The sequence below is a fragment of the Sphingomonas sp. SKA58 genome, assembly GCF_000153545.1.
Classification (GTDB): domain Bacteria; phylum Pseudomonadota; class Alphaproteobacteria; order Sphingomonadales; family Sphingomonadaceae; genus Sphingobium; species Sphingobium soli.
The window spans coordinates 546,973-562,650 of the sequence record NZ_CH959308.1 but is presented as its reverse complement, the minus strand read 5'-3'; the positions used below and the strand labels follow the sequence as shown (position 1 = coordinate 562,650).

The window sequence follows — 15,678 nt, the reverse complement described above, 5'->3', positions numbered from 1 at the left end:
TTTTGTCGTTACCTTTGTCTAATGCTGGAAAAATATTTCGAAGGTGCCGAATATCGGGCCAGCCTGGCCGTTGGATGTATTGATTCGGAAATGCATTCATCTGTTACCCGACTGTGATGAACCACGGGCCGCACGGGCGTATAGGGCAGGAAGACTGAATTGAAGAGCAAGGATATTCACGCGACCACACCGGCCACCGATCATGGGCATAGGGGGCCGCCCGCTTGCGTGCAGGTTCGCGGCGCGCGCCAGAATAACCTCAAAAATATTGACGTCGATGTACCGCGCGACGCCTTCGTGGTGTTCACCGGCATATCGGGCTCGGGCAAGTCATCGCTCGCGTTCGGCACCCTTTATGCCGAAGCCCAGCGGCGTTATCTGGAATCGGTTGCGCCCTATGCCCGTCGCCTGATCGACCAGGCCGGCGTGCCGGAGGTCGACGCGATCGACGGTTTGCCGCCTGCGGTCGCGTTGCAGCAGCAGCGCGGCTCGGCCAACGCACGATCCTCGGTCGGCAGCGTGACGACTCTCTCCAGCCTGGTTCGGATGCTCTATTCGCGCGTCGGCGAATATCCGCGCCATCAACCCATGCTCTATGCGGAGGATTTCTCCCCCAACACGGTGGCGGGGGCCTGTCCGACCTGTCACGGCATCGGGCGCGTATATGACGCGACCGAAGAGACGATGGTTCCTGACGACAGCCTCACCATTCGCGATCGAGCGATCGCCGCCTGGCCGGCCGCCTGGCATGGCCAGAACCTGCGCGATATCCTCGTTTCGCTCGGCTATGACGTCGATACGCCGTGGCGCGACCTGCCGAAAAAGGATCGCGACTGGATCCTCTTCACTGAAGAGGCGCCGACGGTGCCGGTCTATGCGGGCCTGACGCCCGAACAGACCCGGACGGCGCTCAAGCGCCGCATGGAGCCGAGCTACCAGGGCACCTTCACCGGCGCGCGCCGCTATGTGCTGGAAACCTTCGCCAACACTAAAAGCGCGCTGATGAAGAAGCGCGTCTCGCAATATATCATCGGCCGCGATTGCCCGACCTGCAACGGCAAGCGCCTGAAGCGCGAAGCCCTGTCGGTCAAATTCGCCGGCCTCGACATTGCCGAGTTCGGCGACCTGACGGTGCTCAAGCTGAAGGACTTGCTGATCCCCGTCGCGCATGGCGAATATGGGGCAGTCTCCGCCCCCTCAAAGGGCCATGTTCTGGAAAAAGCGGCCCGCGATGCAGCGGTCGAACAACGGGTTGCCGCGGGCGGCTCTGCGCACAAGAGCGCGCCCGACGTACGCCGCACGCCCAATCTCTCCGACGAGAAGCGGATCGCCGCCCAACGCCTTGCCTGCGAATTGATCGAGCGGCTAGAGCCGCTGATCGATCTTGGCCTTGGCTACATTTCGCTCGACCGCAGCACGCCGACGCTCTCCTCCGGAGAGCTGCAGCGCTTGCGGCTTGCCACGCAATTGTCGTCACAGCTTTTCGGCGTGGTCTATGTGCTTGACGAGCCTTCGGCAGGGTTGCACCCGGCAGATGGCGAAGCCTTGCTCACCATCCTCGAGCGTCTCAAGGCGGCGGGCAACTCCCTGTTCGTCGTCGAACATGATCTCGACGTGATCCGCCGCGCGGAATGGCTCGTCGATGTCGGGCCAGGAGCCGGAGAAAAGGGCGGTGAAGTCCTCTACAGCGGGCCGATAGAGGGGCTTGCCGACGTCGAGACTTCGATCACCCGCCGCTACCTGTTCGCAGAGCCGCTCCGCAGTGAGCGCACACCGCGCGATCCCAAGGCATGGCTACGCCTGGAAGGGATCAGGCGGAACAATCTCCATGGTCTTGACGTCGAGTTTCCCATCGGCTGCTTCACCGCTGTCACCGGCGTTTCGGGATCGGGCAAATCCAGTCTTGTCAGTCAGGCGCTGCCCGAGCTCGTCACGGAACACCTCGGCGGCTCCCCCGCGGCCGAGGAGGAGGATATCGATCCGCTGCTCGATGTTGCGCAGAACGACACTGAAGGACGCATTGTCGCAGGCATGGAGCATGTTCGCAGGCTGGTGCGCGTCGATCAGAAACCGATCGGCCGCACGCCGCGCTCGAACCTATCCACCTACAGCGGCATGTTCGACCATGTGCGACGGATCTTCGCTGATACGCCGCTCGCCCGCCGGCGGCATTACAGCCCGGGAAGGTTCTCGTTCAACGTCGCGCAAGGCCGGTGCCCTGTGTGCGAGGGCGAGGGATACGTCATGGTGGAGCTGCTGTTCCTGCCGAGCGTTTTTGCCCCGTGCTCGACCTGTCATGGCTCTCGCTACAACCCGCAAACGCTCGAAGTCGAATGGAACGGGCGCAATATCGCCCAGGTGCTCGAACTGACTGTCGACGATGCGTGCGATTTCTTCGCTGGCGAGGCATCTGTGATGCGCTCGCTCGACGTGTTGCGGGAGATCGGTCTTGGCTATCTGAGGCTCGGTCAGCCGGCGACCGAGCTGTCTGGCGGGGAGGCGCAGCGCATCAAGCTGGCGACTGAACTGCAACGCGCTCAACGCGGCAACACGATCTACATCCTCGACGAGCCAACTTCGGGGCTTCACCCCTCCGATGGCGATCGGCTGATGCAACACCTGCAGGGCCTCGTAGACGCCGGCAATACCGTCGTAGTCGTCGAACATGACATGCGCGCCATCACACAGGTCGACTGGATCATCGACCTGGGACCGGGGGCCGGGGAAGATGGAGGCCGTATCGTTGCCAGCGGCGTCCCTGGCGTCGTTGCGGAAGCGGAAGGCAGTCTCACCGCCCGCTATCTCAAGGCGGCGCTGTAGGTCGTAAATCTGGCCGAACGCACGTTCGATCATGTGCAACTCAACCACACGTTGGAACGGGTCGAATCTGGAAGCGGGAACCGGCGATGTGTGACCGCGGTTGACGCGGCTTAGGGTTTGTGTGCCCGCCAGGTGCGCCGCGTTCGTGTGATACGCGGCGTGGCGGACGGCCAATCGCTGGCCATCCGCCACATTTGCTTTGTGCGGACCTTTTCAAGTGAGAGGCCCTTACATGGTTCGTCGAAACGCCCCGCCTTAATTCCCTGCTGCGAGCGCTGCGCCCACGCCTTCTGCGATTTCCTCAACGAGTTTGGCACAGAAAGCGGGCAAATCATTGGGATCGCGGCTGGTAACAAGGCCGTTGTCGACCACGACTTCCTCACTGGTCCATGCACCGCCGGCGTTCTCGATATCGACCTTCAGCGTCGAGTAGGACGTCAAGGTGCGACCCTCAAGCACGCCCGCCTCAATCAATGTCCAGGGTGCATGGCATATAGCCGCAACAGGTTTTTTCTGATTAAAGAAAGCCCGGATGAAAGCAATTGCCTCGACGCTGCCGCGCAGCTTGTCGGCACCGACAGTCCCTCCGGGCACAACAAGTCCGTCGAAATCGTCGGCTTTCACCTCGGAAAACGTCTTGTCGATAGTATAGCTGGCGCCCTCGTCAAGATCGCTATTGACTGTGCGAGCCTTGCCCGGTTCAAAACTGATCACGGTCACTTTGCCACCAGCGTCCTCGACAGCTTGCTTGGGCTTCGAGAATTCTGGTTCTTCCGTCCCTCGGGGTGCGATCAGAATGGCAACCGATTTGCCTTCCAAAGTCATAATTTATTTCCTATTCCGTCGAAGACTAAGGTCAGGTGCCCGGCTTGAGCACGACCTTCGTCCAGCCTGCATCGCGCTCGTCGAAATGCTTGTAGGCGTCTGGTGCCTGATCGAGCGGCAGTCGGTGCGAGATGATTTGGGCAGGATTGGCCCGGCCTTGCTCGATAAGCTTCATCAGTCGCCGGTTGTAGTGCTTTACATTGCACTGGCCGGTGCCGATCTTCTGGCCCTTGAACCAGAAGTTGCCGAAGTCGAACGCCATCTTGCCTTCCTTCTGGAGATCGTCGGGCGCGTTCGGGTCTTCCGGAATGAACACGCCGACGACGCCGATTCCGCCGGTGGCCTTCGTGCTTTTGACGAGGCAGTTCATCGTGTAATTGCTGCGCTCCTTGCCGTGGCGATCGCAACACTGATACCCGACCGCCTCGACCCCCCGGTCGGTCCCGAGGCCGCCAGTCGCGTCAAGGATCTGCTGGGCGGGATCGCCCTTGCGCATATCGATCGGAATAGCGCCCATCGCCTCGGCCAGTTTCAGACGGTCATCGTGAGAATCGACGACAAAGATCTGAGAGGCGCCGCGGATTTCGGCCGAGTGCGCGGCCATCAAACCGACCGGACCGGCGCCGTAGATCGCAATGCTTTCGCCAGGCAGGAAACCCGACAGTTCGACGCCATGCCAACCGGTGGGGAAGATGTCGGAGAGCATGACATAGTCATCCTCCTTCTCCTCAGCGTCCTCAGGCAGCTTCAGACAATTGAAGTCCGCATAAGGAACGCGCATCAACTCGGCTTGACCACCTTGCCACGGACCCATCTCGGCAAAGCCGTACGCTGCGCCGGCGGTTCCAGGGTTGGTCGTGAGGCAGAATCCCGTCAAACCGCGTTCGCAATTTTCGCAGAAACCGCAACCGACGTTGAACGGCATGCACACGCGATCGCCCTTCTTGATACGATCTACGGCAGCGCCAACTTCGATGACCTCGCCAAGGTTTTCGTGACCGAAGACCCGGCCCTTTTCGAAGCTGGTACGGCCCTCATACATGTGAAGGTCCGACCCGCAGATATTGGTCGTGGTCAGCCGGATGATAACATCGGTCTGCTTTTCAATCTTGGGATCATCGATGGTACTGACAGAAACATCTTTGGGCCCGTTGTACACGACAGCTTTCACGGATCCTTTCCTTTCGCAGCTCTTCTCAACGCGTCATCAAATCGAGACCTTGCTGATGATCCGGTCCATCGCAGCGGCGGAGGACATCGCACCCTTCCAAGTGATCTCAGTTTCCTGAACCTTGTGCTACCTGAGAGGTTCCTTCCCGTGGGCTACCCTGGGATCGATTCACGGCGGTTTTCTGAATAACTGGGCCAGAATGGCCGAATAACGCTCTAAACGGAGGCGACCCGCGCCGCGCGGGAGGCGCGCCCGCCGCCGTCGACTGAACCGCCTTCGACTAAGCGGGCACCGCCGCGCCCGGCACCGCGCTCCAAGGCTCAGCCGCGCGCGAACGCCTGCGCCGCCGCCTCGGCCACGCCCTGGTCTTGCTTGCCGGTGCCGCCCGACACGCATACCGCGCCGATCACCGTCTCGCCCTCCTTTATCGGCACGCCCCCGGCGAAGATCATCACCTTGCCGTCGTCGGAGGCATGGATGCCGTAGAAGTCGGCGCCCGGCTGGTCGAGGTTCGCCAGCGCCTTGGTCTCGACGTCGAACGCGCGCGCCGTCCACGCCTTGCCGATCGCGATGTCGACGCTGCCGCGCCACGCATCGTCCATCCGCGCGAACGCTAGGAGGCAGCCGCCCGCGTCCACCACCGCGATGTTCATCGGGTTGCCGATCCGCTCGGCCTCCGCGATCCCCAAATCGATGATCGTCCGCGCGTCGTTCAGGTCGAGCGTCTGGGTGGTGCGCATGGAGTATCTCCGTGGCCGGTTCGGGGAAAGCCGCTCAACGCACGCCGCGCCCGGGCCCCCCACGCGGGCGATGAGAGCGACGCGCTAGGGTGCCGACCGCTCGGCTATTTCGCGGCCAGCAGGGTGAACTTGTGAATCTGCGGCGGTTCAGAAAACAGTTCTTCTGCCTTGTCCATCAGTGCGGCGGCAACCTTGCCGTCAAGATGGGCCTGCCGATCCTCCTCCGTGTCGAACGTATCGAAGATCGCGTACGCACCGGGACCTTCCTCGATCGCATACCAGGTCAGAGTGCCCGGCTCAGCTTGAACGAGCGGCAATGCCGAGGTCAGGAAATCGGCGACATCGCGCTCTTTTCCGGGCTTGGCCTTCAGTGGTACATACAGGGCAAGTTTGGGCATAAATCACTCCTCAAGTTGAACGCTCAGCTATTCTTCGGCAAAGTAACGGACGAGCGGGCCGGTACGTTCCCCACGAGGCGGAGCACACGCGGCCCCGCCTCCTCGTCGAAATCAGAACTCCTGTGCAGTCGGCCTGATGACGATCGCGTTGACATCGACGTCATCAGGTTGTTCGACAGCGAACGCGATAGCACGCGCCACCGATGCCGCCGGGATGGCCTGCTTGTAGAAGTCCAGCACCGTCTCGGCGGCCGCGCCAGAGGTCGTGAACTTCAAATCGCTTTCGACAGCTCCAGGCTCGATTGACGTGACCCGGACCTTTTCCCCCACCTCGTGGCGCAAGCCCTCGCTGATCGCGCTGACGGCGAACTTGGTGCCGGAGTAGACCGTGCCTCCCGGTGCAAAGACCTTGATGCCCGCAACCGAGCTTAAGTTGATGATGTGACCGCTGCCCTGCTCGAGAAAACCGGGAAGGGCCGCCGCGATGCCGTAGAGCGTACCCTTCAGATTGACGTCGATCATCTGGTCCCACTCGTCGGTGTTGACCTCGGCCATCGGACGGATCGGCATCAGCCCGGCGTTGTTGATCAGCACGTCAAGGCGGCCGAAGTCGGCAATGATTGCTGCGACGACGGACTGGACCGCCGATTTGTCGGTCACGTCCAGCGCGTAGCTACGTGCCGTGCCGCCAGTTGCGGCGATGTCCGCGACGACCTCGTCGAGCCTGTCCTTGCGCCGCGCGGCGATGGCCACCTTGGCGCCCCGTTCCGCGAGAAGACGCGCGGTTTCCGCGCCGATGCCGGTGCTGCCGCCGGTAATGAGAACGATCTTGCCTTCGATTCCGTTTGTCATGATTGTATTCCTTCAAGTCAATTGTTGATTTTTCGCCGGATCGCGGTCCCGCGCGAGCCCGCCCGGCCTGATGGGTTCACCGCGAGCGCAACAGGACGGGAGCGGCGCCGACCTTGATGCGGAGCAGCTCGTAGGGCTTGCGGCGCAGGTCCCGCCCGCCGTGGAAGCCGGGCTGGCGGTGGAGCTGGTTGGCGGTGAAGTAGAGGTAGCCGTCGGTGCCGATCGATAGCGTGTCGGGCCAGCTGATGCGCGGGTCGCTGACCACCGTCGTCCAGCGGCCCTGGTCGAGCACGCGGATCGCGTTGTTCTCGTAATCGCCGGCGAACACGCGGTCCTTGTCGTCCTCGGCTATCCCGTCCGAGGCGCCTTTGCGCCCCAGGCTGCGGACCGCGCGGCCTAACGCCTCCTCGGACACCGCGGGATCGCGCAGCATCGCCGTGGGCACCGCGTGCAGCGTGCGGCCCGACAGTGGCCCGTAATACAGCAGGCTGCCGTCGGCGCTGAGCGCAATCGCGTCGCTTGCGATCGTGACCGGCGTCGCGGGGCCGTCGGCCGGGCGGTTCATGAGCACCGCGCCGTCGACGACCGGGGTGAAGCCGGGCTCGGGGTTGGTCGTCGCATGGTTCGACAGGCGCCGGATCGCACGCCCGCTGGCGATATCGACGACGATGATGCCGCCGACGCCGTCGTTGCTGCTGTCGGTGATGTAGGCGACGCCCTCGGCGCCCTGACGCAGATCGAAGCGCACATCGTTGAGGTAGGTCGTGGGCAGCACCACGCTGGGCGGCAGGACGATCGTCTTCACCACCCGGTTGGTCGCAAGATCGATCGCCACCAGCTTTGCACCGCCGGCCCGTGGTTGAGAGAATTTGGGCGCCGCCGTGTCGAGCACCCACAGGCGATCGGCGCCGTCTGCCACCACGCTCTGCACCGAGATGAAATGCCCCGCCGGGTCGGCCGGATCGGGCCGGTTGGTCGCGGCGTCGGGATAAGGCACCGCCTTGCCGTCGACCAGCTCGGCAACCGTGAACGGCGCGTTGTCGCCCCATTGCGGGAAGTTGACGAAGATGCGCCCGTTGGGGGCGACGGTCACGCCAGTCGGCATCGCGCCATCGAAGGTCGCGACCTGTTCGATCCGGGGCGCGGATGCACCCTCCCGGGTCGTCGCGCAGGCGGCAAGCGAGAGGGCAGCGCCAGCGGCCAGAAGCAGTTTGACGGAGATTTTCATGGCGTCATTTCCTTGAGAATGCGGCCCACTTCGTGAGGCTCGGACCGGAAATATTGCGGGGGCGCCTTGACCGATGCACCAAGCGCGGCGGCGGCGTGCCAGGGCCAACGCGGATCCCACAGCGCAGCGCGGGCAATCGCTATGGCGTCGGCATGCCCGTCTTCTAGGATGCGCTCCGCCTGGTGCGGATCGGTGATCAAGCCGACAGCGATTACAGGCATAGCGACCGCGTCCTTGACCGTGCGGGCCAGCGGTACCTGATAGCCGGGGCCGACCGGGATCTGCTGGCGCGGGTCGAGCCCGCCGCCGGAGACGTGGATCGCCGCGCAACCGCGCCGCTTCAGTTCCTGCGCAAACCTTGCGGTTTCTTCCGCTGTCCAGCCGCCTTCAACCCAGTCAGTCCCGGAAACGCGAACGGTCACCGGGCGGTCGGCCGGAAACGATTCGCGCACGGCATCGAACACTTCCAGCGGGAACCGCATCCGGTTGTCGAGGCTGCCGCCGTATTCGTCGCCGCGCCGGTTGGAGATCGGCGAAAGAAACTCGTGAAGCAGATAGCCATGCGCGGCGTGGATCTGGACGGCTTCGATGCCGAGCCTGCCGGCGCGCCGGGCGGCATCCGCGAACGCCTCCCGGATGCGGGCAAGCCCTGACTTGTCCAGTTCGACAGGGGGATGGTCGTCCGGAGCGAAGGGAATGGCGCTGGGTGCCACGGTCTGCCAGCCATTCTCCGTATCGGGGGGAAGCTGCGCTCCGCCGTGCCACGGCTTGGCGCTGCTCGCCTTGCGGCCGGCATGGGCCAGCTGGATGACGAGCGGCATGTCCGACCACTGACGGACGCTTTCTAGCACGCTTCGCATCGCCGCTTCGGTACGGTCATCGTACAGGCCGACGTCACCGTAGGTGATGCGACCTTCGGGGCTGACAGCGGTCGCCTCTATCGTCAGCGCGCCCGCGCCCGACAGCGCCAACTGGCCGAGATGCATCCGGTGCCAATCGGTCATCGCGCCGTCCTCGGCAGAATACTGGCACATCGGCGCGATAACGATGCGGTTGGCAAGCCGCAGCCCCGCGACCTCGAGCGGTTCGAACAGGCGCGCCATCACCATGCGCCCGTGTTGGGCATGGAGGCCCAGGGTTCGGCCGGGGCCATGTGTTCGCCTTTTTGGAGCAGTTCGATCGAGATCCCGTCCGGCGAGCGGACGAACGCCATGTATCCGTCGCGCGGGGGGCGATTGATCGTCACGCCGCCCGCTTGCAGCCGCGCGCACGTCTCGTAGATGTCGTCGACCCCGTAGGCGAGATGGCCGAAGTTTCTGCCCCCCGTGTAAGTCTCGGCAGCGCTGCCGTCCTCGGGCGGCCAGTTGTACGTCAGTTCGACCTCGGCATCGCCCTGCTCGCCGTCGCCGCGGAAATCCTCGTCGGCGGCAAGGTAGATCAGCGTGTAACGCCCGGCCTGGTTCTCCATGCGCCGGGTCTCCTTGAGACCCAGCAGCGTGAAGAACCGGATCGCTGCCTCGGGATCGGCGACGCGCAGCATGGTGTGGAGATAGCGCATGATCAGGCGACCTTGTCCTTGAGGGCTTCCATCACGAGCTCTGCGGTGAGGGTAGCGCTGGCGGGGTTCTGGCCGGTCACCAGATTGCCGTCGCGCAGGGCGAAGGGGGCAAAATCGGGGCCGCCCTCGTGCTTGCCGCCGAGTTCCTTGAGACGCGTTTCGAGGAGGAACGGCACCGCCTGATCGAGACCGACCGCGCGTTCCTCGCTGTCCGTGAAGCCCGCGACACGGCGGCCGGCGACGAAGGGCGTGCCATCGGCCTTCTTCGCCGAGACCAGCCCTGCCGGTCCATGGCAGACGGCGGCGACGATCTTGCCTTCGCGGTCGAAGCGTTCGACCAGGCGGGCCAGTTCGTCACTGACGGGGTAATCGAACATGGTGCCGTGGCCGCCCGGCAGGAACAGCGCGTCGTAGCCGGCGGGATCGATGCTTGTGAATACAAGGGTGCTGGCAACCTCGCCCTTCAGGGCCTCGTCCTTCAGATAGCGCTCGACCGAAGCGTCGTTCTCGCCGTCGGCGTTGACGCTACGCTGGTCGACGGGGATGGCGCCACCCTTGATCGAGGCCAGCGTAACCTCGGCGCCCGCATCGCGGAACGCGTAGTACGGGGTGGTAAGTTCCTCGAGCCATACGCCCGTCGGTTCGGTGCCGGGAGTCATGCGGTCGGCGGAGGTGGCCACCATGAGAATGCGGGTCATCGTCAGTTGTCCTTTTCTAGTGATGTCGGAAACACGAGCAAACGCACCCGCCGGCGCCGCGCCCGCCACCAGGACAGCGGTGAGGGCTTGGAGCAATTGGCGGCGATTTTGCTTCGATCGTTCCTTTCGGCGGCTTAGATACGCAGGGAACGGCATCATGAAATCCAGCGGGAATGGCGGACGGCCATAAATCCGGTTATGGAACCGGAATGTCCCTCCTGCAGTTGCGCACCTTCGTCGAAGTCTACCGCCGTCGTTCACTGAGCGAGGCGGCCCGGGCAATCGGCATCACCCAACCGGCTGCGTCGCAGCACATCGCATCGCTCGAGGCGCAATTGGGCCGTCCCTTGTTCGATCGCCATTCGCGGGGTGTTCGACCAACAGCGATTGCCGACGATCTCGCGGCTTCGATCGGAAGCAGCCTCGACACGGCGGAATCGGCACTGGCCAGCGCGCGGGCCCGATCGTCGCGCATCTCGGGCACGGTCCACATCGCCGCGCCGTCGGACCTACTGGGAGAGATGATCGCGCCCCGACTGGCGCCGCTGCTGGATGCGGGGCTAGACCTGCGCCTGCATATCGGCGGGCGCGAGGCGCTCTATGCCTTGCTGCTCGAAGACAAGGTGCACCTAGCCGTCACCGCCTCGCAGCCCGAAGATCCGCGGTTGGCCTTTCATCCGCTGGGCGAAGAGCACCTGCGCGCCGTAGCCTCGCCCGCCGTTGCCATGCGGATTGCCGAATTGCCGCTTGCCGACGGGCTCAACCGGACGGCCCACCTCGCGTACGACCTCGACCGACCGCTGCTGCGTACCTGGCTCCATGCAAACCAGATCGAGCTGACGAGCCAGCCCGCGTTGACCGCGCCCGATCTGAGGGTGCTACGGTCGGGATTGTGCGCGGGTCTCGGCTGGACGGTGATGCCTGGCTATCTCACCCGCAGCGAACGCGCTGCCTGCACGCTGATCGAGATACCTGCCCCGGTCACGGTGCCGCGCAACGCTTACTACCTCGTCTGGGCACGCTCATCGCTGCGACACCCGCGCGTGGCCATGGCTCGGGACGCCCTGATTGCTGCACTCCGAAAATAATGGTGGCCACGCCTGTTGGGCCGTGAGCGCAATGTCGGGTCTGAACCAGTTGAGCGCTGGCGAAACGAATGGCGGCTTTCGGGATCGTCGGCTACAAGGCCGAACGTCCGAATTTAGGGCGCATTGCTGCCAGACGGTTTCACGGCGACCGAGCGGCAGGTTTTGGCAGAAGCTGTCGTTGAAAGCGCGACCGGCGAACGACGCATCTTGGTCGTCACCTGCCGGAAAAGCAGACCGTCAGCACCTGGGAAACTAAAAATGGATGCTGAGCGTCCGGCATGGGTCGTCCCTCCTTTGAAGCGTTATACCTATGGCCGTCAGGGCCACAGGAGAAGTGTCATGGGATTATCAGAATTTGATCCCGCTGCTCGCGAGCGGGTGTCTTGAAACGCTGGACGTAAGGTCGGCGCGAAGCGAGCGCTCAAGCCCCGGCAGATATGGGCGATCTGGTGAAGATCAGGATCAGCGACATAATTTGTGATCGGAAAATTCGAACACGGGCCACCGTTGTACAGCAAAAGACCGGCAGACCGGTTCAGTTTGAACTGATGACCGATGCTCGCGCCAGCCTGGTCAAGTGGCTGGAACTGCGAGGTGGATCTTTGGAGGAATTCGCATTTCCCAGCCGTACCGATCACGCAGCCCATATCAGCACGAGGCAATATGCTCGCCTCGTCGACGAATGGGTAACAGGAGTTGGTTTGCCCAGCGAAGACTATGGGACTCACTCTCTGCGCCGAACCAAGGCATCGATCATTTACAAGGCGACCGGCAATCTCCGTGCAGTCCAGATTTTGCTTGGGCACACTAAGATCGAGAGCACGGTCCGGTATCTTGGAGTTGACGTGGAGGACGCCTTGACGTTGGCCGAAGGCACCGAAATTTGAGGTCTGCTGGCTCCTTGCCAGTGTGAGGAGCCAGAACCTTAGCGTAGCGGCTACTGCACATACCAGTCATTGCTGAGGCCAAATAGGCTGCCCGGAGCCCGGCGCTGCAGCTTCACTCTGAATTGACCTGCTGTTATGATCGCGCCCAAAGGGGCTCTGATGCGGATTGTCATTATCGACGACAGCGGACTGCGCGCGACGGTCCTGGAAGAAGGGCTGCGCGATGCTGGCTATGACGACATTCACATCGTTCCACCACGCGGCGCCTTCGTGGCGCGGCTGGAGCGGATGGCGCCCGACGTCGTGCTGATGGACCTGGGCAGTCCCAGCCGCGATACGCTGGAAGAGATGCTGATGGTCAGCCGTGCGCTGGCCCGGCCGATCGCCATGTTCGTGGATCATTCAGACGACGCGATGATCGGCGCTGCGATCGACGCGGGTGTATCCGCCTATGTTGTCGACGGCCTGCGCAAGGAACGGGTGAAGCCGGTGCTGGAACTGGCAGTGCGCCGTTTCAACGCGTTTGCCAAGATGCAGACGGAACTGGACGAGGCGCGCACGGCTCTGTCGGAACGCAAGATCATCGATCGCGCAAAATCCATTCTGATGAACCAGCGCTCGCTCAGCGAGCAGGATGCTTATGCGCTGCTGCGGTCGAGCGCGATGAACCAGGGCAAGAAGATCGTGGATGTGGCGCAGGCGCTGATTACCGCCAGCGACCTGCTGGGAGGAGGATTATGACGACGAGCCTGCGCATCGCCTTCCTGCCGTTGACCGATGCCGCCGTGCTGGCGGTGGCGCGCGAACGGGGCTTTGCCGAGGAGGAGGGGCTGTCGCTGGACCTGATCCGATCGACAAGCTGGGCGACGCTGCGCGACCGGCTGGTCTATGGGCAGGTGCATGCGGCGCAGATGCTGGCGCCGCTGGCCGTAGCGGTGACACTGGGGCTGAGCCAGCAGCCCGCTGCGCTGGCGGCGCCCTACAAGTTGGGCGTCAATGGCAATATGCTGGTGATGGCGAGCGATTTCGCCGCTGCGCTCGATCCCGATACCGGACGGCGCCTGTCCGATCCGCTGGGCACCGCGCATGATTTCGCCGCAGCGATCGGCCTATGGCGGCGCAAGCCGGTGATCGGCGTGGTGCATCGTTTTTCTAGTCATTCGCTTATGCTGCGTTACTGGCTTGCCAGCGCGGGCATCGATCCTGACCGGGACGTGGTGCTGCGTGTGCTGCCGCCGTCGCTGACGGTGGAAGCGATGCGCGCGGGCGAGATAGATGGCTTCATAGCCGGCGAGCCATGGGGCAGTGCGGCGGTAGAAGAGGGGCTGGCTGAGACGGTCGCGATCGGCGAGCGCATCTGGCAGCGGGGCGTGGAGAAGGTGCTCGCTTTCCGCACGCCCTGGCTGGAGGAGAATCCCGACATTGTCGATCGGCTGCTGCGCGCGCTGATCCGGTCGGCTTCCTGGTGCGACGATCCGGCAAATCATGACGCGCTGGCGCAATTGCTGTCCGATCCGCGCTATGTCGATCAGCCTGCCGACCTCATCGCACGTGCGATGAGCGGACAGATCGTTGTGCGGCAGGGGGAAGCGCCTATCGCCAGCCCTGATTTCCTGCTGTTCTCGCGGGAAGCCACGCCCTTTCCATGGCGTAGCCAGGCGCTCTGGATCTATTCGCAGTTCGTGCGCTGGAACATGGTCGAACATGGCCCGGAGGTTTTGGCGAAGGCCGGTGCCGTGTTCCGTCCCGATATCTTCCGTCGGGCGCTGGCCGACGCGGATGTACCGATGCCGGGCGCGAATATGAAGGTGGAAGGGGCATTAGGCCTGCCTCTGGCTGTGGGATCGCGCAAGGGCGGATTGACGCTGGGGCCTGATCGCTTCTTTGACGGGCGCGTGTTCGATCCGGAACGGATGGAGGATTATCTGACCAATTTTGTGTCTCCGCTTTGAATCGGCGGGAAATTTTGTGCCTTGCAACATGATGCGATTCGCGAGATAACATACAGGTCGCGCGACGAAGCGCGCTTATCTGGATGTGCCGTCCCAAGGGAGGGGCCGCCATCCTCACCATATATCGCAGCAAAGCCGCTGACCGGATCATCCCAAGGGATGCTGTCCGGGCTGCGGCTTTTTTCGTGTCCATTTCCGTTTACTGGGGGACGTATCATGGCAACTGCTTATTGGGATCGCGAAGCACAAGACGCCGCGCTGGCGCCGACGACCAGCTTCTGGAAGGCCGGCCACGCGCCGACCCTTGTTGCTGCCTTTCTCTATTTCGACCTCGCCTTCATGGTGTGGGTGCTGCTCGGCCCGCTGGCGCCGATGATTTCCGAGACACTGGCGCTGACCCCGACGGAAAAGGGGTTGATGGTCGCGACGCCGACGCTGGCGGGGGCACTGCTGCGCGTCGTCAAAGGTTTGCTGGTTGATCGGATCGGGCCGAAATTGTCGGGCGCAATCAGCCAGATCATCGTCATCGCCGGTCTTTTCACCGCCTGGGTGGCAGGGATCAACAGCTTCGGCGGCACGTTGGCGCTGGGTGTGATCCTAGGCTTTGCCGGCGCCAGCTTCGCGATCGCGCTGCCGCTGGCGAGCCGCTGGTACCCGCCTGAGCATCAGGGCAAGGCGATGGGGCTTGCCGGAATGGGCAATTCGGGCACGGTGCTTGCCTCGCTCTTTGCCCCGGTGCTGGCCAAGATTTTCGGCTGGAATGCGGTGCTGGGTCTGGCCTGCATCCCGTTGGCGATCGTCTTTGTCCTGTACATGATCATGGCCAAGGACGCACCCAATGCACCCGCGCCCAAGAAGATCGTCGAGTATTTTCAACCGCTCAAACAGGCTGACGCCTGGTGGCTGATGGCTTTCTATGCCGTCACGTTCGGCGGGTTCGTCGGTCTGGCCGCCAGCCTGCCCATCTATTTCACAGACCAGTTCGGTCTGACGCCGATCGTAGCGGGATATTGCACGGCTGGCTGTGTCTTTGCCGGATCGCTGGTGCGGCCAATGGGCGGCGCTCTTGCTGACAAGATCGGCGGGTCGAAGGCGCTGATGATCGTCTATGTCGTGGCCGCTATCGCTCTGGCGGGCGTCAGTCAAGCAACGACGCTGGCGGCGGCTCTGGCCTGTTTCGTGGTCGCGATGCTGGCACTGGGCACCGGCAATGGTTCGGTGTTCCAGCTGGTGCCCCAGCGTTTTCAGGCTGAAATCGGCATCATGACCGGCCTTGTAGGCATGGCGGGCGGCATTGGCGGCTTCTACCTCGCCAGTTCGCTGGGCCTTGCCAAGCAACTAGCCGGCAGCTTTGCACCCGGCTTCCTGATCTTTGCCGGGCTGGCGATCGTCGCCCTGCTGGGGGTGGTGCTGGTCAAGGCCAAGTGGCGCGCAACCTGGAAGACGGGCGCCCGCATCTGA

14 protein-coding genes and 1 pseudogene are annotated in these 15,678 nt (G+C 63.3%); 6 read left to right on the top strand and 9 right to left on the bottom strand.

From position 1 onward, the window contains the following. Positions 1-228 precede the first annotated feature (228 nt). Positions 229-2,820 (top strand): excinuclease ABC subunit UvrA, encoded by a 2,592-nt coding sequence (locus SKA58_RS20520; protein ID WP_009823887.1) that lies wholly within the window; start codon positions 229-231, stop codon positions 2,818-2,820. A 255-nt stretch (positions 2,821-3,075) separates the two neighbouring features. Here SKA58_RS20520 and SKA58_RS17800 read toward each other — a convergent pair whose 3' ends face one another. The 9 genes from SKA58_RS17800 to SKA58_RS17760 all read right to left on the bottom strand — a co-directional run bounded on the left by SKA58_RS17800 (position 3,076) and on the right by SKA58_RS17760 (position 10,290). Beyond that, positions 3,076-3,645, bottom strand: coding sequence for a type 1 glutamine amidotransferase domain-containing protein (locus tag SKA58_RS17800; protein ID WP_009823885.1), 570 nt, complete (start codon positions 3,643-3,645; stop codon positions 3,076-3,078). Between the two features lie 31 nt (positions 3,646-3,676). After that, a complete protein-coding gene (locus tag SKA58_RS17795) occupies positions 3,677-4,816 on the bottom strand; it encodes a glutathione-independent formaldehyde dehydrogenase (RefSeq protein WP_009823884.1) in 1,140 nt (379 codons plus the stop codon). A 320-nt stretch (positions 4,817-5,136) separates the two neighbouring features. Further along, entirely contained in the window at positions 5,137-5,556 is a 420-nt protein-coding gene (locus SKA58_RS17790; protein WP_009823883.1) for a GlcG/HbpS family heme-binding protein, read from the bottom strand. A 104-nt stretch (positions 5,557-5,660) separates the two neighbouring features. After that, positions 5,661-5,954, bottom strand: coding sequence for a putative quinol monooxygenase (locus SKA58_RS17785; protein WP_009823882.1), 294 nt, complete (start codon positions 5,952-5,954; stop codon positions 5,661-5,663). Between the two features lie 111 nt (positions 5,955-6,065). Continuing rightward, complete coding sequence (locus SKA58_RS17780) at positions 6,066-6,806, bottom strand: SDR family oxidoreductase (protein WP_009823881.1); 741 nt, start codon at positions 6,804-6,806, stop codon at positions 6,066-6,068. Positions 6,807-6,882: 76 nt separating this feature from the next. Continuing rightward, complete coding sequence (locus SKA58_RS17775) at positions 6,883-8,034, bottom strand: L-dopachrome tautomerase-related protein (RefSeq protein WP_009823880.1); 1,152 nt, start codon at positions 8,032-8,034, stop codon at positions 6,883-6,885. Then, positions 8,031-9,137, bottom strand: coding sequence for an NADH:flavin oxidoreductase/NADH oxidase (locus tag SKA58_RS17770; RefSeq protein ID WP_152528027.1), 1,107 nt, complete (start codon positions 9,135-9,137; stop codon positions 8,031-8,033). Before SKA58_RS17770 ends, SKA58_RS17775 begins: the two co-directional genes overlap by 4 nt. Continuing rightward, positions 9,137-9,595, bottom strand: a complete 459-nt coding sequence (locus tag SKA58_RS17765) for a VOC family protein (protein ID WP_037543870.1) — start codon at positions 9,593-9,595, stop codon at positions 9,137-9,139. Before SKA58_RS17765 ends, SKA58_RS17770 begins: the two co-directional genes overlap by 1 nt. Then, entirely contained in the window at positions 9,595-10,290 is a 696-nt protein-coding gene (locus SKA58_RS17760) for a type 1 glutamine amidotransferase domain-containing protein (RefSeq protein ID WP_009823877.1), read from the bottom strand. The genes SKA58_RS17765 and SKA58_RS17760 overlap by 1 nt, the downstream gene beginning before the upstream one ends. A 209-nt stretch (positions 10,291-10,499) precedes the next feature. Between SKA58_RS17760 and SKA58_RS17755 the strand changes: the two genes are divergently transcribed. The 5 genes and pseudogenes from SKA58_RS17755 to SKA58_RS17735 all read left to right on the top strand — a co-directional run bounded on the left by SKA58_RS17755 (position 10,500) and on the right by SKA58_RS17735 (position 15,678). After that, a complete protein-coding gene (locus SKA58_RS17755; RefSeq protein WP_031297874.1) occupies positions 10,500-11,378 on the top strand; it encodes a LysR family transcriptional regulator in 879 nt (292 codons plus the stop codon). 339 nt (positions 11,379-11,717) lie between these two features. Beyond that, positions 11,718-12,265, top strand: a pseudogene (locus SKA58_RS17750) (tyrosine-type recombinase/integrase). A gap of 159 nt (positions 12,266-12,424) precedes the next feature. After that, the gene (locus tag SKA58_RS17745; RefSeq protein WP_037544075.1) at positions 12,425-13,006 is read left to right on the top strand and encodes an ANTAR domain-containing response regulator; all 582 of its coding nucleotides are present in this window, start codon (positions 12,425-12,427) and stop codon (positions 13,004-13,006) included. Continuing rightward, positions 13,003-14,217: a CmpA/NrtA family ABC transporter substrate-binding protein gene (locus SKA58_RS17740; protein ID WP_009823873.1), complete on the top strand. Its 1,215-nt coding sequence runs from the start codon at positions 13,003-13,005 to the stop codon at positions 14,215-14,217. The genes SKA58_RS17745 and SKA58_RS17740 overlap by 4 nt, the downstream gene beginning before the upstream one ends. Positions 14,218-14,433: 216 nt before the next feature. Then, entirely contained in the window at positions 14,434-15,678 is a 1,245-nt protein-coding gene (locus tag SKA58_RS17735; protein WP_009823872.1) for a nitrate/nitrite transporter, read from the top strand.